This is a genomic window from Arenibacter echinorum (assembly GCF_003259375.1).
Taxonomy (GTDB): domain Bacteria; phylum Bacteroidota; class Bacteroidia; order Flavobacteriales; family Flavobacteriaceae; genus Arenibacter; species Arenibacter echinorum.
The window spans coordinates 581,287-601,212 of sequence record NZ_QLLN01000003.1 but is presented as its reverse complement, the minus strand read 5'-3'; the positions used below and the strand labels follow the sequence as shown (position 1 = coordinate 601,212).

General features: G+C 37.5%; 17 protein-coding genes. 4 read left to right on the top strand and 13 right to left on the bottom strand.

Annotation, left to right across the window (positions count from 1 at the left end):
• Window positions 1-32: 32 nt before the first annotated feature.
• The 3 genes from LV92_RS09720 to LV92_RS09710 form a co-directional block, all read right to left on the bottom strand.
• Entirely contained in the window at window positions 33-494 is a 462-nt protein-coding gene (locus LV92_RS09720; protein ID WP_245946322.1) for a 3D domain-containing protein, read from the bottom strand.
• A 64-nt stretch (window positions 495-558) separates the two neighbouring features.
• Window positions 559-1,371 carry an FRG domain-containing protein gene (locus LV92_RS09715; protein WP_111623439.1) on the bottom strand — a complete coding sequence of 271 codons (813 nt, stop codon included), beginning with the start codon at window positions 1,369-1,371 and terminating at the stop codon, window positions 559-561.
• A gap of 116 nt (window positions 1,372-1,487) precedes the next feature.
• Window positions 1,488-1,940 carry a GNAT family N-acetyltransferase gene (locus tag LV92_RS09710; RefSeq protein WP_245946321.1) on the bottom strand — a complete coding sequence of 151 codons (453 nt, stop codon included), beginning with the start codon at window positions 1,938-1,940 and terminating at the stop codon, window positions 1,488-1,490.
• A 745-nt stretch (window positions 1,941-2,685) separates the two neighbouring features.
• Between LV92_RS09710 and LV92_RS09705 the strand changes: the two genes are divergently transcribed.
• Complete coding sequence (locus LV92_RS09705) at window positions 2,686-4,476, top strand: carboxypeptidase-like regulatory domain-containing protein (protein WP_111623438.1); 1,791 nt, start codon at window positions 2,686-2,688, stop codon at window positions 4,474-4,476.
• A gap of 42 nt (window positions 4,477-4,518) precedes the next feature.
• Here LV92_RS09705 and LV92_RS09700 read toward each other — a convergent pair whose 3' ends face one another.
• The 6 genes from LV92_RS09700 to LV92_RS09675 all read right to left on the bottom strand — a co-directional run bounded on the left by LV92_RS09700 (window position 4,519) and on the right by LV92_RS09675 (window position 11,241).
• Window positions 4,519-5,385, bottom strand: coding sequence for a carboxypeptidase-like regulatory domain-containing protein (locus LV92_RS09700; RefSeq protein WP_111623437.1), 867 nt, complete (start codon window positions 5,383-5,385; stop codon window positions 4,519-4,521).
• A gap of 593 nt (window positions 5,386-5,978) precedes the next feature.
• Window positions 5,979-6,596, bottom strand: coding sequence for a DEAD/DEAH box helicase (locus tag LV92_RS09695; RefSeq protein WP_111623436.1), 618 nt, complete (start codon window positions 6,594-6,596; stop codon window positions 5,979-5,981).
• Window positions 6,597-6,847: 251 nt separating this feature from the next.
• Window positions 6,848-7,693 carry a 1,4-dihydroxy-2-naphthoyl-CoA synthase gene (locus tag LV92_RS09690; protein ID WP_245946320.1) on the bottom strand — a complete coding sequence of 282 codons (846 nt, stop codon included), beginning with the start codon at window positions 7,691-7,693 and terminating at the stop codon, window positions 6,848-6,850.
• Between the two features lie 65 nt (window positions 7,694-7,758).
• Window positions 7,759-9,021: a glycosyltransferase gene (locus tag LV92_RS09685; RefSeq protein WP_111623435.1), complete on the bottom strand. Its 1,263-nt coding sequence runs from the start codon at window positions 9,019-9,021 to the stop codon at window positions 7,759-7,761.
• A gap of 5 nt (window positions 9,022-9,026) precedes the next feature.
• Entirely contained in the window at window positions 9,027-10,538 is a 1,512-nt protein-coding gene (locus LV92_RS09680; RefSeq protein WP_111623434.1) for a DEAD/DEAH box helicase, read from the bottom strand.
• Between the two features lie 193 nt (window positions 10,539-10,731).
• A complete protein-coding gene (locus LV92_RS09675; protein ID WP_111623433.1) occupies window positions 10,732-11,241 on the bottom strand; it encodes a DUF6155 family protein in 510 nt (169 codons plus the stop codon).
• A 219-nt stretch (window positions 11,242-11,460) separates the two neighbouring features.
• On the opposite strand from LV92_RS09675, the gene LV92_RS09670 reads away from it, so the two are divergent.
• Window positions 11,461-12,324: a sigma-70 family RNA polymerase sigma factor gene (locus tag LV92_RS09670; RefSeq protein WP_111623432.1), complete on the top strand. Its 864-nt coding sequence runs from the start codon at window positions 11,461-11,463 to the stop codon at window positions 12,322-12,324.
• A 647-nt stretch (window positions 12,325-12,971) separates the two neighbouring features.
• Here the strand turns inward: LV92_RS09670 and LV92_RS09665 are convergent.
• Together LV92_RS09665 and LV92_RS09660 are read right to left on the bottom strand one after the other, a co-directional pair.
• Window positions 12,972-14,777: a hypothetical protein gene (locus LV92_RS09665; RefSeq protein WP_111623431.1), complete on the bottom strand. Its 1,806-nt coding sequence runs from the start codon at window positions 14,775-14,777 to the stop codon at window positions 12,972-12,974.
• A gap of 29 nt (window positions 14,778-14,806) precedes the next feature.
• Window positions 14,807-16,594, bottom strand: coding sequence for a response regulator (locus LV92_RS09660; RefSeq protein WP_146613528.1), 1,788 nt, complete (start codon window positions 16,592-16,594; stop codon window positions 14,807-14,809).
• A gap of 126 nt (window positions 16,595-16,720) precedes the next feature.
• Here LV92_RS09660 and LV92_RS09655 point away from each other — a divergent pair, with 126 nt between their 5' ends.
• Window positions 16,721-18,010 carry a dipeptidase gene (locus LV92_RS09655; RefSeq protein WP_111623429.1) on the top strand — a complete coding sequence of 430 codons (1,290 nt, stop codon included), beginning with the start codon at window positions 16,721-16,723 and terminating at the stop codon, window positions 18,008-18,010.
• On the opposite strand, the gene LV92_RS09650 is transcribed toward LV92_RS09655, so the two are convergent.
• The gene (locus tag LV92_RS09650) at window positions 18,007-18,402 is read right to left on the bottom strand and encodes an acyl-CoA thioesterase (RefSeq protein WP_072861373.1); all 396 of its coding nucleotides are present in this window, start codon (window positions 18,400-18,402) and stop codon (window positions 18,007-18,009) included. The two genes, LV92_RS09655 and LV92_RS09650, sit on opposite strands and share 4 nt — an antisense overlap.
• Before the next feature lie 360 nt (window positions 18,403-18,762).
• On the opposite strand from LV92_RS09650, the gene LV92_RS09645 reads away from it, so the two are divergent.
• On the top strand, window positions 18,763-19,176 hold the full coding sequence (locus LV92_RS09645; RefSeq protein WP_111623428.1) for a glyoxalase: 414 nt from the start codon (window positions 18,763-18,765) through the stop codon (window positions 19,174-19,176).
• A gap of 5 nt (window positions 19,177-19,181) precedes the next feature.
• On the opposite strand, the gene LV92_RS09640 is transcribed toward LV92_RS09645, so the two are convergent.
• A complete protein-coding gene (locus LV92_RS09640; RefSeq protein ID WP_245946319.1) occupies window positions 19,182-19,871 on the bottom strand; it encodes a DUF2461 domain-containing protein in 690 nt (229 codons plus the stop codon).
• Between the last annotated feature and the right edge of the window lie 55 nt (window positions 19,872-19,926).

The following is a 19,926-nucleotide window of genomic DNA, read 5'->3' as shown; positions in this document are numbered from 1 at the left end:
AGCATATATACTTAGGCGATAAAGATACAATATCATTTTATTTCTGTAGAATCCCTTTTTACCCTATAGTGGATAGTTATTTTTTTACGTCCCCATTGCAAAGCTTTCTCCTTGTCCTCCCCCATATAGATGTCGATCCTATTCTTCCATTTGGAATGCATTTTATCCTTCACCAAATAAATACTGGTATCCCCCTTTATTTTTACGTGGGTATTGTAATCCAATCCCAAGGGAGTCAAATCTTTGGAAACAGCAATTATTTTCATCCCAGGTTTAAGCGAATCGCCCCAAGCGGTAATTCCTGGATGGATTTTAGAGGTTTGCGAAGGAAATGAATTATAGGCTGTGGCCGTTACCCTAAGTTTTTTCCAAATATAACCATCATCCACAACTTTTTCCTTGCAGGTGGCCAAGGAAAAAAGGATACCTGGCAAAACTATCCAGAGTGTTAGATGCCGACTATTTAAACCGAATTTGCCTATATATTTATTCACACCAATTATTTAGATTATTAAACTAACAAAATAGAGATTTTGGTATTAAGTAATTAGAAAACTATTAGATTTTGTTTTTATCGCTATACCATCTTTTTAGCCATTTGGAAATTCCCTCTAAGCCGGGATAAATGATTCTTTCAGTAATGTTGGCCTGATCTAGCTTATCCCTTATTTCCCATTTTAATTCTGATGGAATAATTACCTTTTTTAAATATTTGGGATGATTTTTAAGCCACTCCAATGGACTGGAATCCGGATCTAGCATAAATGAAAAAAGTGCAAATTGGTTAATTATGCGATCATCAAGAGAGGGTGGCTCGAAAAATATCATTGTATTGGCGTTTCGACTTGAAAAATCATATAGTTCTTCTAAGGAATTACCTATTGTTTGTTTTAGCTCCATTGAACTAAAATAGAAAATATCTTTGCTTAAAATGGGTGTTTTGAGCTCATCCGGCAGATGCTCTCTTAGTGCTACATAGTTTACCATCCAGATAGCCCCATCCAAATTATAAGTGCCCATATCCTCTGTTAAAAAATGTAATGCAACGTTTGGAGAGTGAGTCCAGTCAATTAGTCTTGTAGGAAGTCCGTGGTGTTGTCCCAACGAGATCCAGTTCCAGAGGTTGTTATAATCATCGATCAAAGTGTTAATAGGCGAGTACTTCCTAAAGTTTCTGATCATTGTGGCTTCTACCTTTGACGGTATTCTTCCCAATCTTTGAAGACTTGTCTCTAATCCAAATTGGGCATTATAGACACCCCTATACGCATACGGAGATCGAAATCTATCGATCTTATCGTCTTTTTCATTAAACAAATAAGCTTGAAGCTCCAACCAACTCTTAGGTTCAAATAATTCAAAATCTGCCATTTATCTGAATAATTTAAGTGCGGATCCAAATTGAATCCTAATTATACTATCTATATTCTGTAAACCAATTAAGTGATTTGCACTAGCCTTGTATGGGGCCGATGCATACTTAATTCTTAAATTTTTTTTGCGAAACACAGGCAATCCTTGATTTTGGCTGCAGCGCCGTAATTAAGGATTCTTCCATATCCGTTCTTACGATAAAATGCGTTTGCCTCCGGTTGGTTGGTTCCCGTTACCAATATAGCACTTGAATAGGATAGTTCCTTTGCCCATTTTTCGAGTTCGGTCAGGATTCTAGTGGCAACTCCTTTTCCCCTGCATACGGGAGGAACATATACCCTCTTTAACTCAATATCTTCCTTGTTGTATTCGCTCATCGCCCCGCAGCCCAACGGTTTTTGATTTTCATAGGCCATGACTACATATTTAATGCCATCGATATCATTGAACCTGGCCAAGGGATGGTCGTGCCCGTCCCTTTCGGCGAGATCCAAATTAAGTAGTTTCACAAGTTCTTTAAACTCCGTATTCTCGGAATTGGTTCTTACAATGGTTGTCATATTCATATATGTAGATTTCTATCCCAAATAGGAACCTTTGGAAGCATAATTCAACCCTTTATATAGGAATTACTTGAGGATTCAAAATAACGCAGCCAAAGCAGCCATTTGTTTTTCTCAGGCAATTCCTTGGAAGAAGTTTCTTTATCAAAGAACATTATCTCTGTCTTTTCTAGATTCACTTTAATAAAACAAGTTATAATTAGTTCTATTCCGTACATTTAGAGATAAGAAGTCCTTTTAAATATACTGAACAGAAAAACATTTGAATAGAGTTTGGCTAAATTTTTGTTTCATTCTGAAAAAATTATAAACATCTATCCCGTATAATGGCCGTTTGGTATAGCTGACTTTAACGAATAGTAAAGCCCTTTAAAAGGTTCTTTTTGTGAAACTTTATTTTTCTAAGACCTTACTCTCATTTTAGATTATTTAATCCAAAGTGCGATAGACACGGTTGTTCAATTTCAATCCCCTCTTTACTGTCAATATGGAGATTCTGTGAACTGAACGTGAGATTCTTGCATTAAATACTCCTTTATAGGTTTTCACTGAATCCTTGCCTTAGCATCGTGTTCGTTTTATACTAATAATGTACTTCGAATAAGGTAACTAAGGTAAATCAATCATAACAAAATCTGCGCAAATTCTTTAAAATAAAGGCTTTTCAGTAAACTAAAAATGAAACAAGTTCCTAAAAATAAAACGGTTAACTTAGTGTGATAATTCTTTTAGGGGAGAAATAGGCGGTATGAAAAAAATCATTTCCCTTTTGATAATCTTTACTTGTACGACAAGTTTGGCGCAGTCTAAAATAGAAGGCTTTATTTATGACGGGATGTCAAATGACCCATTGCCCTACTGTACTATAAGGATTTACGGCACAAAAGCATATTCTACTATAACAAACGAGGATGGCAAGTTCGCGTTAGATAGTATTTACTCTAAGGATTCTTTAGAAGTAAGGCACTTGGGATTTAAAACGAAAAAAACATTGGTATCCTATTTTGAAAAGGAATCCAAACTTAAATTGGAAATGGATGTTTCCGTTTTGGACGAAGTTGTGCTGACCGCTGGGCAAGACAAGGAGTACCCATATAAACTATTGGACAGAATTATAGGTGTGTACCGAAAAAGTGAAAATGTAACTGTCAGCAAGGCCTTTCTGACCATGATTTCCTCTACAAGAAATATTCCGATCGAGCAAGTAGAAGGCTTCTACAACAGCGAGCAAAATTTAGAAAAAGGTATTTTGGACCTTAGGGTCAAAAGTGGACGATTTGGCCAAAATAGATCATTCCCCTACTATAGCTTGGACAACACTAAAATTTTAAGTGACTTTCAACTTTTTGGGACCTCCAAACAAATATTGCCGGATTATCCCGGGAATTTGAGCTACAATGCCATCGAAAGAATTTACGATGTTAAAATTGAGGATTGCATCGCTTGTAGCCAAGGGGAAGTTTCCATTTCGTTTTCCCCCAAAGTGGCCAGTGGTAAATTGTTCTATGGAAAAATGTTGGTAGACCCTCAACTGTTAATGATAAAAAAAATAGAACTTTGGGCCAAAGATCCCATTACAAATGCATTGGCTTCTATTAACCAAGATGTTGTCCTGACCCCTAAGGAAATTGAACTCAATATTGTATTTAACCCTATGGAACCAGATAAGATCCAGTATTTGGAACTTCATTTTCAGATGGGTTACAGATCTAAAAATATTTCGGAAATTATCGATTCCCGCACTTTTCTATATTTCTTTGATTACGATACATTTTTTGAAGACCCCTATTTTTCCAAGACCATACCTTTTAACAACGATTATGACAAAATGATCGCCTTGCAGGCATCCGATGATTTTTGGGAGACCAACTACCAATTTCCCAAAAGTATCAATGAAAATAAATCGATGGATTTCATGAAAAAAAATGGATTCCTGATTAATTTTAATAATTATATCCCCTTGGACGACCTAAAATACACCAGACCCACTGTGCTTTCATGGCAGCAGGGAAGAAGGTTGAATTGGGAACATTTGCATAGATTAACTACCGAAGAATATGAGAGCGACACCATGGGCTATAACCGGGGATTAAATGTGTCAACTGGCAAAGCTTATGATACCCCGTTTCAACATCTGCAAAGCAAAGCTTCCCGAAATGACAAAGACAATATCAATATCTGCTATATGGTGGATAGTTATAAAGGTGAAAATGGGATTACAAAAATAGTGAGCCGAACATTGTTGGATATCGATTCCTCTCAATTCAGTCATGAGCGCACAAAAAATAAGCTGGTATATTTCAATATTATTTTTGATATCTATGAAGTTTACAGACAATTGGCCGCCTCTCGGATTATGGAGAATACGACCTTTGAAGAGGCAAAATTAATTTATAATGAAATGTACAAGGCGGCTTCAACCGAAGTGAAAAAAATGGAGAAGGAAACGCGCAATGTTAGTGACTACGAGGGCTTGGTTAAATGGAACAACCGGATAAAAGCAAAATTGAACATTGACAATTTAGCTTCGATTAAATAAGCACTTACTAATTTATAAGGAAATCTTCCAAAAAGTTTTTATTTAATCATGTGGAATTGGAGTATTCCGACTTTCATCTATAAACAGTTCATTTAGACTATCCCGTAACGCGGAATTATCATACCTTTTAACATTTCCACTGTCATCCATTTGGGTCGTGGCTTTGGTGTTAATTACAATGACCCCTCCAACTCCCATAGGCCCATATCTGGAAATCGCAGCATTACGCTCCAGAATAGCAACACGGTCTATATCATGTGAGGATAGATACGTAGGTGCGGTTTCATGTATAAATCCATCCACATCAAAAATGGCTTTCGGAGGTGTTCCGATGGAATCATAAATGGAATAAGCTATTCTACGCAAATACACCTTTACTTCAGGCACTCGAACAACCCTCATGCTAGGACTATAATTCATCAGAGAGGTTAAAAAATCTGGTCCTGTTGCCACCAAATCCTTACCATTAATAACCTGAAAGGACGATGAAGAACGGTCCTTATTTAAAACGCCCCTTGAGGTCTTGACAAGATTTGTGTTATTGGGAAATTCGGCCAATATGTCTTTTTGGGTTTTTCGTTTCCTTTTAGTTAAGGTCACTTCGTCCAAGTCGGTTACCATTGGGGATAGGACTATTTTAAGTTCCTCTCCCGTTTCTGGAACAGCACTTTCATAACTACCATAGCCAAGGGAGGAGAACACTAAAACCTCATTGGCATTTGCATTTAAGGAGAACAATCCCTCTGCATCCGTTTGTGTTCCACGCTGAGTACCTTTGAGAAGAATATTAACGTTTGGAATAGGAGTATCCCATACATCGGTCACCCTTCCCAAAATGGTCGTTTCAGTAGTTTGCGAGTAAAATGGCAATACAAACCATAATACTAAAAACGTCAACCCATTTTTCATACGCTGTAGATAATTCAACCTGTTTTAAAAAATCCAATCCGGAGATAACTTGTATTAAAGATAATTCAATAAAAGCAAAAAGTGTTTGTTTGTACTTATAAAACAGTTGTCATGGAACACTTTGGAAAGGCAATTACGTTTTTGACTCAATTCCTTTTTTTAAGAGTTTTTCTAAGATTTTCTATTTTGGAATCCCGTAGCATTAGGTATCTAGAGAAGAGTTTATGAATATAATAAGGTTAAAAGGTGCATACAAATGAAAAGTATGATTTCCCCCGGCAATTTTATGACCCTCAAAAACTATAGGTATTAAGTATCACGCCCTGTTTGTGGAAGAGGTAAATTTTCAAAATATCATAAAAAGCCGCTTTCACCACATAATAGGCCTATTTCCCAACATTAATTTCTTTCAACCGTACAACCATTATACTTTAGCAGTGTAATAAAGAACGAATTAATAATTTTTTCATTTTCATATAGTGTTCTCGTAAAAGAGCTTTGTCCTAAAAGACAAGGCTCTTTTTAGTTTTAGGCCTTTTGGGATTGCTAAAAGATAAGGAGCAATTGTTTTATTATAGCATTGGTACATTAAATCACTCCCCTACCTCAACAATCTGTGCATTGGCCATAAACAAATCCTGCATCCGTTCCATGCGGCTATCGAACTTAGTGGAAAAAATGGCATACTGACATCTGTCCAAACTTTCAGGGATTCGGATGACATCGGAAAAAGGGCTGGGTTTGGATAGGAACTCCGCATCGTCCACAATAAATAACTTTAATTTTCCTAGATTGATACCGTTGAGGTAAAAGATCTTGTTCAATCTTTTTGGCGTGGCAATAACAATATCCACTCCTTCAAAAATTTCATTTTTCTGGGCCTCAAAATTGTGTTCCTCGTACACTGGGTAAATGCGCAGATCCATTCTTCGTGTAAAGCGTTCAAATTCACTTTGCAGGGCCAATGCCGCTTCTTTGTCCTTAACGAAGATCAAGGCTCTTGGAGCCTCCTCAAAAGCTGCGCAATTTAATTTTTGAAGCGTACTGATTATAATGGAGGTAGTTTTGCCTGCACCGTCGGGCGCTATGCCAAAAACACTGGACCCCCCTTTTAATTTTGAGAGGATTGCTTTTTGAAATGGAAGCGGTTCCTTAATTCCCTGCTTCTCCAACGCCTCCTTTAACTGTTCCTGTATTTTTTTGAATGCCATATTTTAGTGTTAACTACTCCAATTCTTATTTTTTTATTTTAATAAATAACAAGTTTCCCTTGCCAAACCACAACTTTTGATCACTTCACAACAATAGTTTCGGCATCATGGTTTTCTAGACTACTTTGGCTACGTAATAAAGTAATAAAAGATTTTTCATTTTCATATAGTGTTCTCGTAAAAGAGCCTTGATCCAAAAGACAAGGCTCTTTTTAGTTTCCAAGGTTTTGGAAACTTTTATGGCTAATTGGTTAAGGAATCCAATTGTTCTTGCCGAAATTTGGTTTTCGTTTTTCCAAAAAAGCATTCCTTCCTTCTTTTGCTTCTTCTGTCATATAGGCCAATCTTGTTGCTTCCCCGGCAAATACCTGCTGCCCTACCATGCCGTCGTCGGTAAGGTTCATTGCGAATTTTAGCATTTTTATGGAGGTTGGCGATTTTTCAAGTATTTCCTGGGCCCAATCGTAAGCTGTATCTTCCAGTTCCTCATGGGGAATAACCGCATTAACCATCCCCATTTCCAAAGCGTCTTGGGCCGAATAATTCCTGCCTAGGAAAAATATCTCCCTGGCCTTCTTTTGTCCCACCATCTTTGCCAGGTAGGCCGATCCGTACCCACCGTCAAAACTGGTCACATCCGCATCTGTCTGTTTAAAGATTGCATGTTCCTTGCTTGCTAAGGTAAGATCGCAGATCACATGTAAGCTATGGCCACCTCCAACGGCCCATCCTGGAACCACGGCAATGACAACCTTGGGCATAAACCTTATTAGTCGTTGTACTTCCAAAATATTTAGGCGATGCATCCCATCTTCCCCAACATAGCCCTTATGACCCCTAGCCTTTTGATCGCCTCCACTACAAAACGAATACACTCCATCCTTGGTTGAGGGGCCTTCGGCAGAAAGTAGCACAACACCTATACTTGTATCTTCTTGGGCATCGTAAAACGCTTGATATAGTTCACTTGTGGTCTTGGGCCTAAAGGCATTTCTAACGTTGGGCCTGTTAAAGGCAATTCTAGCAACGCCATCACATTTCTTATAAGTGATATCCTCAAATTCCTTAACTACTTTCCAATCAATTTTTTTACTCATTTCAAAAACGGTTTAACAGTTATCAAAGATAATACTCTTTATTTTGGCAAGCTTCGACCATTTGTTTATTCCAATTGTGGTTTGCTATTTTTTTCTGAGATCCATTTGGACATAAATTTGGTACTGGCCAAGCTATGGTGCAAGAGCATGGCACCTATAAAATTGCTAGCTCTATGTTCATCCAGGTTCTTGGTGAGCAGCTCAATTTTATCCCTTAATTTTATTTGCAAAACGGCTTTGTTATAAAAGCTGTTTATAATGTCTGTTCCATGCTGTCTGGCAATAGACCATTTATCTTCATTTTGGTACAGGAGAATGGCAGCCTTGGAAAAAGTCTCCATATCATTGGCAATCATTCCGTTCCATGGCAAGTTTTCGCAGATGCCCTCAGCACCAATTTCTGTCGTAATACTGGGGGTGCCGTTTAGCATACCGCTCAGCAGTTTGCCTTTTATTCCCGCTCCAAAGTTTAATGGCGCCAGATTTAATCTAGCCTGGGATATAACCTCATTCGCATTATTGGCATGTCCCATAATACAAAACCCTTTTTTTGGACTGTTCAATTGTTTAATACTTTCAGGCATATAAGCTCCGTAAATAAATAGATTGGCCAGGGGCAATTCCTTTCGGATCAAGGGCCAAATATCTTTTTTAAGGGTTTGGACGGCGTCTATATTTGGTGCATGTTTCCCATTGCCTATACATACAAAATCCTTTTTTTGATCAAAATGGAGCCAATCGTTTTGTTTTTCTTCATCAATGGCATCATACATCATTGGTAAATGCAAGAGTAGATTGGGGTCAAGTTTCACCGTCTTGGTCAGTAGCTCCATTTCATGTAAGGAAATGATCAAACTAAGATCACATCTATAAATACTGGCCATTTCCCTTTTAGTCTGGTCTTGGTCCAACCAAAATTGTTCGGTACAGGGAATGGATTTTTTATAAGCCAACTGTCTAGCAATCCTAAGGGAGTGTAAATCTTCGGTGTCCAAAATACGCAGGGCATTTGGAGCATTTTCCACAACGCGCCATCCAAATTGTTCTTCTGTCATAAAACGATCAAAAAGAACTATCTCCGGATCTAAATCCTTTAAAAAAGTATCAAAACTGGAATTGTTGAGGAGAATGGCTTTTTTAAGAACCCCAAGGCTGTCTAGATTAAAGGAGAATTCGCTTTCTGCCGCAGTACTGGCAAAGGTTATCCGGTAATCCTGCGCTAAAAAAAAATGGATCAATTGTAGCATCCTTCCTCCAGCTGCCGTTGTTTTGGGCTCCGGCCATACATAGCCAATGATCAATATTTTTTTGTCCGTTTTTGGAGGCATGTGTTCTATAAACGCTTGGCGAATTTCTGGCTAATTTTGGAGCGTAGTTTGCGCTCATAATCTTCCTCCAACCATTCCTTGTAGTTTTTGGTATTGTTCATTATGCAATAGGAATATTGGCGCACCCTGTAAGCAATCTCTTCCTTTAATTTCTTGGCCAGAATACGGGCGTCAAATACATCCTCACTGTTTTCCACGCATATGGTAGCGTGTTGTTCAATACTATTCTCCAGAACGGTTTTGGATTTAAGTCCCTGGGCAAAAACTTTTTTGTATTCTGCTTTGATGTCGAATTCGATATTTTTGGACTTGCTGAACAACGCCTTGAGGTCGGCCGGCATCTCGTACACAAAATCCCGTTCTATATCTTCATCATTTTTTATACTCTCCAAAAAGAAATCCGGGAAATGAAAAATCTCCTGCCAATCTATGGGAGCGTTCCAAAGACCAAATCGGGCTACATTGTTCCCAAGATCCACCACTGTAAACTCATTCTTATTGGGCAATATCCTAGAACCCCGTCCTATCATCTGAAAGTAAAGGGTCAGGGATTTGGTAGCCCTATTTAAAATAATGGTTTCCACAGTGGGTTCGTCGAATCCAGTGGTCAATATACTCACCGAGGTGAGAATGGCATCCGGGGTTTTTGAAAACCATTTTAAAATATCCTTACGCTCGGAAGCACTGTTCTTATTATCTAAATGCCGAATGTTGTAGCCTGCTTTTTTAAAGGTGTCATAAACATATAAAGAGGTATTGATACCATTGTTAAAAATAAGGGTTTTTGTGCCTTTTGCAATCTCTTCATAGGCATTTACCAATTTGGTAAGCATGTTCTGGTTGCCATATAGTTCGTCAGATGATTTCACCGTATAATCCCCACTAATGCCCAATTTCAAACTTTTAAGGCTTACATCGTAATTGTACATATTGGCATTGGCCAAAAAATTCTTGTCTATAAGCGATGATATGGATTCGCCCACGATCAATTTTTGATAGTGGTCCTTCATCGGGAGTTTTATATTGGAACTTAAGGGCGTTGCGGTAACACCGAGGATAATGGACTTTTTAAAGTATTTGAATAATTTTCTAAAGGAATTGTAATGTGCTTCATCAATAATAACAAGGCCAATATCATTTATCTTTACCTTATCATCCTGAAGTCTATTGTTGAGGGTTTCTACCATGGCCACGAAGCACATATATTGGTCCTGGTCCTGTAATTCCTTTACCTCGCTATTGATTATTTTGTTTTTAACGCCAAATCCCTTTAACATCTTGGAGGTTTGGCTGCTCAATTCAATTCTATGGGTAAGAACTACTACCTTCTTATTGGTTTTATGAATATATCTTTTGGCAATTTCCGAGAAAACAACCGTTTTACCTCCGCCTGTGGGTAATTGGTATAAAAGGTTCATATCGTCCGGGGATTCCTCCAAACACTTAAAAATGGTGTTCAGGTCTTCCTCTTGATAATCATAAAGCGTTTTTTCTGTACTTTCTTTAGGTAGCTCCAAATGGGAAATGAAATTTTTTAAAATTAAGAAAAATCAAACCTTACAAAATTAAGAGTTTTTTGTGCCGGTTTCAAATTTATAAGGTAAAAACATGAAATTTGGAATTGTTTATGGGGCACATTTAAGAGGATAGCTCACAAGGGCACGGGATGTCAAAAGCGTTTAAATATGATAAAACGAAGCTAGCTAGTGGTTAGTCTATGATGTCCAAAGACTTTGAGAAGTCCTCTCTGTTGGGCCAATCGTGATTCTGGGTAAATGTATAACAGGTAACAATTCTGTCCTTAAAATCGCTTAAAAGGCCATTTAATGAAACAAATTGGACCAGTTCGTTAAAGGAGTTGCCCATACTTTTATAGAAAGTCTCCGGGACATTTTTCTCCAGTGAAAAAGATTGGGCTACTTCCAAGTTGTACAACATAAGATCTGCTGTTAAGTGTGGGTCTACTCCCAATTTCACAAAGTGTTTTATGTATTTTTGGGCAACGGACCTTCTGGCCTTGGGCCTTTTTCTTTTTAAAGGAAAGTATTCATTGGAAATCTTTATTTTTGCATCCTGCACCAGCTTATCTTCCTTAGGGTTGAAAACAAAATCGTAATATTCCTTTACTACTGGAAATTTGTGATATAAGTCTATTAATTGCTCTTCTAGCTCCTTTTTTTTTAGTTCCGATAAATATTTTACCAATGCCCTTTTACTCATTCTCCAAATTAATTCGATTTGAACTTAAGAATTGCAATTACTTATTAAAAAACCAAAATATAGCACAAGAGGGTAAATTAATATTTTAATATTTGGATTAAACAATGAATATCATAAACTTCTCATAAATTATGTATAAGTAATACCGCTTCCCTTGGAAAAGACGCAAAAAAAAGGTATAATGAGAGATTAACACTTCAAAATCCAAATAAAAAATATATGAGGCAACTAAAGATTATCAAGCAGGTTACGAATAGGGAATCCAAATCACTAGACAAATATCTGCAGGATATCAGTAAAATAGAGTTGATCACCGCTAATGAAGAGGTTGAATTGGCTCAAAAAATTAGGGATGGGGATCAAATTGCCTTGGAAAAACTTACCACAGCGAATTTAAGATTTGTGGTTTCTGTTGCCAAACAATATCAAAATCAAGGTTTGAAGCTCCCTGATTTAATCAATGAAGGAAATGTTGGATTGGTCAAAGCGGCCAAGCGTTTTGATGAAACAAGAGGGTTTAAATTTATATCGTACGCAGTTTGGTGGATACGTCAAGCTATATTACAGGCGCTGGCAGAACAGTCTAGGGTTGTGCGCTTACCGCTCAACAAAATAGGCTCAATAAATAAAATAAAAAAAACCTTTTCATATTTGGAGCAAGCCCATCAAAGGCCACCATCACCCGAGGAGATAGCCACAGAATTGGAAATGTCTGTTAGCGAGGTAAAACAATCGTTAAAAAATTCAGGTAGACACGTTTCCATGGATGCGCCATTAAAGGAGGGAGAGGATTCCAATCTGTACGATGTAATTCGTTCCGGAGAGTCCCCAAGACCGGATATGTTTCTTTTACAGCAGTCCTTAAATACTGAGATCAATAGGGCTTTGGATACGCTTTCCCAAAGGGAGGCAGATGTTGTTAAATTGTATTACGGTATTGGCGATCAACAATCCATGACCTTGGCAGAAATTGGACTCACTTTTGACCTTACAAGGGAACGGGTAAGGCAGATAAGGGAAAAAGCTATTAGAAAGCTTCGCCATAACTCTAGGAGTAAATTGCTCAAAACCTATTTGGGATAGATGACCCAGAACAAAGAGGCCGAATAAAATAGCATTTTATTCGGCCTCTTTGTTTCTAAAGTTATGGGTTTAAGAATAACTTAATTTACTGATATTGAAATCGATTAGAATTTCATTTAAATCTTCAATGAAGTTTAAATAAGCTGCGTTGTCTGGATTTTGTTTTGCCATCTCAATAGGGGTTTTTAGATTCTGAATTCTGGGCCGAACTACATGTAGTCCAACTCAGCCAATTCGTTTAAACTCAAAATTTCATTTAAATCTTGTAGGAATGCTAGGTATTCCTCTCCGTAGGTGTCGTATAACATAGTAAGACTTGGTTTAGGTTATTATTGTTTGGGTCAATAATTATACTGTAAACATATTTAATATCTCTTTTTGAGCCAATAAAATGTTGTGTATAAGTGTTTTTTAGTTGTAAAATGTACAGTTCATAAAGTTTAATCCTTTTACGGGTAAATAATTTGATTATTCCGGTTGCATTATTTGCTAAACCTTAATCCTTGCAACCCGTATTTAAAAAGCTGTGGTTAATTGAAATGAGTCAGTTGTACGAACACCGATTTTTTGACTGGGTAATGGTGCAATACCTCCTGCCCTTGTGGTGGTCTCCTTTAGGGTGCCTTGGCTTACCCTAGGGTTTGAATCTATTTATTCTTGAAAATTTTGTTAGTGAGGTCCTTTAATTGATCCAAGAATTTTATTTCCTCCAATTCTTCCAAACTCTCCTCCCCTTTCTGGTAGCTATTATTGTAAAACGTAATATGCTCTGAGGTTGTAATATCAAAATCGATGTTGAACAGGTCATTATAACCTAAAGTCTCCTCCTCCTTATCTTTCTGTGCAACAAAATGACCCAAGGATGCCGCCTTATCATTTTCCTGGGTCTCCCTCTTGGATGAGGCCGTAGATATAAAGCCCGATTTTCCTACTTCAAAAGTAATCGAAGGGTCCAAATGCAACTTTGAGGGTTCATTGATTTGCTTTTTTAAATCCCGGCTGTCTCCTGAAAGGATTTCTATGCTGCTGGTTGGTATATCCGGAATTTTCGCTTCCATATAAAAGGAAACCAATTTTGCCTTTTCTCTTATAGCTTTATCAGAATGATTGTGGAGGGTTTCCAAAAAATATAGATCACTTAGGTCCCCTATTTGTTGTATCTCTTGCAGTAATAGCAGTTGTGATTCCCTATCCAAGGCGCTGAATAAATGATTGAACACATAATTCTCCCCGAAATCTACGAGATTGTTGTCCTTGAACTCCTCATCGATATCCATGGGATACTCGGAAAGGAACCTGAAAATTATTTCTTTAATGAGATTGCCAATGGATTCGTTTTCTTCCTCATCCAACATTTCATTTAATAGGGGTACCTCCCGTATATCTCCCATTTCCTCTATGGAATGTAGTAATTTAACTTTTTTAAATTCCCAATCTGTGTAGAATTTGGCGGCAGGAAGATCCATTTCTCCTAGATCCAATAAATTATCATCTTCCTCTATGGCCACTACCCTTCTTTGTTCTTCTACATGGGACTTTAATATATCACTGATCTGTTTTTTAAACTGCGGATCTAAAACCACCTCGTATTCCACTTCAAGCTCATTAATGTTGGTGATGGGTTCTTGTATCTCTTCTTCAATTTCCGTTATCAAGGGCAAGAAATCTATGTTTAAAAAAGAAAAGTCTTTCCCCTTTGGTTTGTTTGGGGAGAGAATTATATTTTCCCCATAAATTTCCTCGAATATCGCCTCATAAGGGTTTCTTTCAAAACTTTCATTACCTAGGCATTCCGTTAGGAATTCCAAATCGTTGCTAATCATCAGAACTTCCTGTACTTCCGGACTGCTAACGCTATTTGTATCTTCATTATTGGTTATCAAAGGAACGAAACTAAGGTCTAGCTCCTCCCCCATTAATACATCGGTTTTGGTATCCAGCTTATTGGTATTGTTATTCGATGGTTGATTCATTTTGGGTGCTTCCATTATTGTTTCTGTATATGGTAAATGGTCTACATTGCCAGCTTTATTCTGTGGCGTATTATTCCCATTGGTACCAATGTCTAAATTTTCAAAGGCATTTATTTGCAGGCCAAATTCTTTGGAAAGTCTTGAAATTATATGTTGTGCCCCATCATCGAGATCGTTGTTCATCTCCATCAAAATCTTGGACATAATGCGTTTGTTGCTGGACTGCCTTAAAAGCTTCCACAATTCCACTTTTAGGTCAATGAGTTCTCTTTCTGGCATTTTTAGTTTTCCTTGCTCATAAAGCAATAGCTCACATAGTATTCCACGTAAATGTTTCTTTTTTTCTTCCCTATTGTTCCACTTTAACAGTGTGTTGGTTTTTCTTAAAAAGAATAGGATGGTCAAATATCCTATGGTCAAAAGCAGGAACAAGGCCGTTAAATCCCATATCAGGTTGGTATGTATTTGAGGTATATTCACTTATTCGCACATTCAATTTTATTCAACGTTTACTTTCCCTTGCTTTTTAATATCATCAGTTCCCTATCAATGGCTTTCTCTACCATGGGATATGCCAATAGTAATTGATCATATAGCCGTCCTATTTGAGGAAGATTCCTATGGGTCTTACATTCTACCGTAATTTTATCTACAAGGGAATAAAGGTGATCCGCTTTCATCATGGAAAGTCCCGATTTAACCTTATGTGCAGCAAACCCCAAACGATTAAAATTACCTTCTGGGATATAGACATTGGCCCTACCGATGAAATCCAGCATATTTTGTTTAAATAAACCGATTAGCTCCTCCAATAGGTCTATTTCCCCCATACACTCTTCCAGTATCTCTGTTAAGCTAACCTCCCAAAATTCTTTTTTTGTTGAAAATTGGGCAAGATCTTTAATGGGATCTAATACGGGCTTGGACCCTATATCTCTTTTGTATTTATATAAAGTGGTCAGTAATTCATCAGGGGTATAAGGTTTTAGGATATAATCATCTATTCCCAGTGCATTACATTTAATTTTATCATTAATCGTAAAATCGCCCGTTAAGGCTATAATGGGTATGCTTTTGACGTGATTATTGCTGGATTCTCGAATTATTTGGGTAATTTGAAAACCATTCATTACCGGCATTCTAAGGTCCATCAATACCAGGTCTACCCTATGTTTTAATAAATAATCCATTCCAACTAGACCATTATCCGTTACCTGAACGGTACATCCCCAATTCTTTAAGCGCTGTTCAATTAATTTTTGAATTAGAATATTGTCCTCAAAAACTAGTATATGGAGACCTTCTATAATTTTATCGGTTGTACCTGTATTGTTGGAATCTAATTGGTAACCTGAGGTTCTGATCTGTTTACCTTTTTTATAGGGGATAGTGAACTTATAAGAACAACCATCATCCAAGGTGGCCATTGTTGCCAAGGAACCGTTTAAGATTTCCAATATTCCCTTGACCATGGCAAAACCAATTCCCAAATCATTTGTATTGGGTTCTATATTTTCAGTTGGCACATTGGCACCTAAGTCGTTATTTAATGCTCCTGTACGCAAATCCCTTATTTCAAAATCTAGCACAAAGTAATTGTTGTGCTGCCTTCTTAATTTAATTTTGAGAAGGATGCTTCCTTCATCAATAAGTTTTATCGAATTCCCCAAGAGGGTAAGAAGAATTTGGGACAACTTGGATGGATCACCCAATAGAACTTCGGGAATTTCCGTATCCAAATCTACTTCTAAGGTAACATCTTTGTTGATTATTAGGGTATTGCATAGATACATGGTATCCCTAACAATACTGTAAAAATTAAAATCGATGCTTTCAAATTTTTCCCTTCCCGAAGTAAGCTTGGTATATTCCAACAGCTCGTTAATGATATCCAAAAGGTTGTTGGAGGTAGCCGTTATGGAATTAAGTTGCGCTAATTGTTCAGCATTTATGTTGCCTTCTTTTAGTAGATCTACAGACTCTATTATTCCATTGATTGGGGTTCTAATTTCATCCCCTATTTTGGCAAGAAGCTTACCTTCTTCCCGGTTCGGTTTGTTTTTTATCGGATTCGCCAATTCTTTGTTCCCTATGGCCGATTCAAAATCCTTGTTGTGTGAATTGGAGTTGGAAACTTTAGGTTTTGGCCCCAATACTTTTTCCTCCAGACGATATTTAAAGGTCATAAAGGATTTTTTTAATAAAGAAGCTTCCTCCGAGGTTAATTCCTCAAATGAAAAATGATTTAGTTGACCTTCAAGATTTGTCAGATGGGATAGTAGGTTGTTGGATTTCAATTTAAAATAGTTTGGGTTCTGAGGTCTAAAACTCACCTTTTAAAGTGCGGTTTACAATTAAATGTTATCAAGGCTTCATTTTATGTTGTCAAATGCCGTTATTTGTATGTATCAAAACCTATAAGCATGAAGCATTTTATCGGATTTATATGTCTTTTATCGATTATGGCCTGTAAGGAAAAAGAAGAAAAATTGGCGGAGTCGGTCGAAGAAAAAGCTGTTCGTATACACAAGGAGGTTATTACTATTGATACCCATGTAGATATTAATGTGACCAATTTTACGGATACCATAAACTATACCCAGAAATTGGACAATCAGGTAAATCTCCCAAAACTTAAAAGTGGAGGCTTGGATGTTCCTTGGTTAATAGTCTATACCGGCCAGGGCGAATTAACCGAAGAAGGCTATGCCAAAGCCAAGGAGAATGCCATGGCAAAGTTTGATGCCATTCATAGATTGTGCGAGAAAATAGCGCCCGAAGAGATAGATCTGGCCTATAGCTCCAAGGATGTCCGCCAAATTGTGGGCTCCGGTAAAAAAGTGGCCATGATAGGCGTTGAAAATGCCTACCCAATAGGCGAAGATCTTTCGGAATTTGAAAACTATTATAATCTAGGGGCAAGATATATTTCCCTCTCCCACAACGGGCATAGCCAGTTTTGTGATTCCAATACTGGTGAGGCCGATGGGGTGTGGTTGCATAACGGGCTGAGCGAGCTCGGTAAAATGGCCGTCAAGGAAATGAATAGGTTGGGGATAATGATCGATGTATCCCATGTTTCCAAAGAATCCATGAAGCAAATGATAGCCTTGTCCAAAGCTCCAATTATTGCCTCCCATTCCTCTGCGCGGGCACTGTGTGACCATAGCCGGAATTTGGACGATGAACAACTGTTGCTTATGAAGGAAAATGGAGGCGTTGTGCAAACTGTTGCCTTTAGTTCTTATTTGAATACTAAAAAGGATGAGGTCCACACCGCTTATTTAAAAAATTTCTATAGAAAGGTGGCCGATTCTTTAGGGATAGATTGGTATTCCTTTGATGAGCTTGCCGATCTTTCAGAGGCAAAGAAGAATACTTTTATGGAGAATTATTCCAAAGTAGTGGGTTTGGCCAAAGCTAAGGCAAATAAGAGGAAAGATCAGCCACAGGCCGTAGATGTGGCCGACTTTGTAGACCACATTGACTATATGGTAAATTTAATAGGGATCGATCACGTGGGGATCAGTTCAGATTTTGATGGAGGCGGAGGCATTGCCGGGTGGACAGACGCTTCCGAAACCCCTAATGTAACCCTGGAGCTGGTCAAAAGAGGTTATACCGAGGAGGAAATTGCGCAACTCTGGGGAGGCAATTTACTACGGGTATTGGATGAGGTGCAGGGAGTGGCGAAAACTTATGCCGTAAACTAAACTTCCGAAGCCAGACGGTCCCTTACAAATTCTATTTTGGTTTTTCCATGTGGTTTGGGTTTTCCATCCGCACCTAGATTTACCATTATAATATTGTCTACCGTTACAATGGTTTCTCTGGTCATTTTGTTCCGAACCTCACAGTTGAGTGTCAAGGAGGTCTTTCCAAATTTTACCACGTCTATACCTATTTCAACAATGTCACCTTTTAAGGCGGTGCTCATAAAGTTTATTTCGGACATATACTTGGTAACTACCCTTTTGTTTTCCAATTGTATAATGCTATATAGTGCGGCTTCCTCGTCTATCCATGCCAGCAACTTGCCTCCAAATAGAGTGCCATTGGCGTTTAAATCTTCTGGTTTCACCCATTTTCTTGTATGAAATCTCATAGTATCTAAAATTTTACTGCAAAATTAGTAAAGAAATTTGCCCTAAAATACTCTTAAGGTATAAATGTCAACCGATTTAGGTAAATCTAAATTACATCATAATTTTTTGTTCAATTTGGGAATTAATAGGGGTAATAATAATTAGATTCCCATAATCCACGGGCAGTATATTAGTAGGATTATTCCTAAATATGTTGTAGTCTATTTTATAAAACAAAAAGTTGAACTTTTTGTTTCCTCAGAAAATTAAGGCTTTTTTCCGAACGAAAAATAACAATGTTCATAACCTCGTTAAAAACTATATAGAATTACCGAATTAGGAAAAACCCTAATACCTACCTTTATAAAAACACCAATGATATGAGCGATAGGTCCCATAGTCTTTTGGAAATTCGTCCTATAATCCCTTCAGCCAAAGTAACGGAAAATATGAGCAGTGATGAGAAGTTTCAAAACCATACCTTACGTCCTGTAATTAAAATGCAAAACTCCTTATTGCTTTTGGTTTTTCAGAATTACATCACTAAACATAAAAATAGTTTTTATGAACTTGGGATGAACAAACGCCTGATTTTTATAGAAAATGCGATCCAAAAGGACATTAAGTTTAGAAATTCACTAAAAGGAATTATCATAGGCCAATTTACCACGGAGGAGTATGAATTATACATACTTAATTCGTCTTCTTTGAATAAACGCATGATGCAGATGGTCATTGAGCGTATTAAAGATCAGGTTCAATTTTTTGAAAAAGCATCGCTTCAGCCGGTATAGACTTCTTAATCCAAAAGTGATTCCCCATTGAGATTAGTGGTGAGTATATCGCTCATAAGGTTAAAATAAGGTCGTATTGCTTGGAACGCAAGGTCTACATTCGTCATAAAATCTGGCGACATGACTTCCTCATCTGAAAAGTTTTTCACAAAAATGAATTGTTTTCTTTTGATCAGATCGATGTTGGGGTGCTCCTTGTTGAATCCGGAGGGAGCAGTTTTTAATTCATCACCCTGCATTTCGCCCCATACCTCATTGAAACTATTCTTATTCATTATGGCACGTATTTCTGAGGCATCGGTTTCAAATTCCTTCCTTATTCTTAAGAGGTCTTCTTTATTAGGCTCCCAGAATCCGGCGGCAATAAAGGTTTCATTGGGTTTTAGCCTTAAATAGTATCCTCCTCGCAATCGCTGTCCGGACCTGGAAAAGGAACCTGCAAAATGGGTCTTATAGGGAGTTTTGTCTTTGGAGAAACGTATATCCCTATAAATGCGGAACATTTTTAATTTTTCAATATCATCATGAGCTTTTAATTTATTCAGTAAGGCAGAATAAAAACTTTTGACCCCAGTTTCCAGCTCCTTGAATTCAGTTTTGTGCTCCGTAAACCATTCTCTAGAGTTGTTTTTTTTAAGCTTTTCTAAAAATTGAAATACATCTTTCGTAATTAGCTGCTGTTGTATACGACTCATAACACATTATCTTTGTGCTAAAGTTAACCAATTTAGCATAAGCTGATTTTGAAAT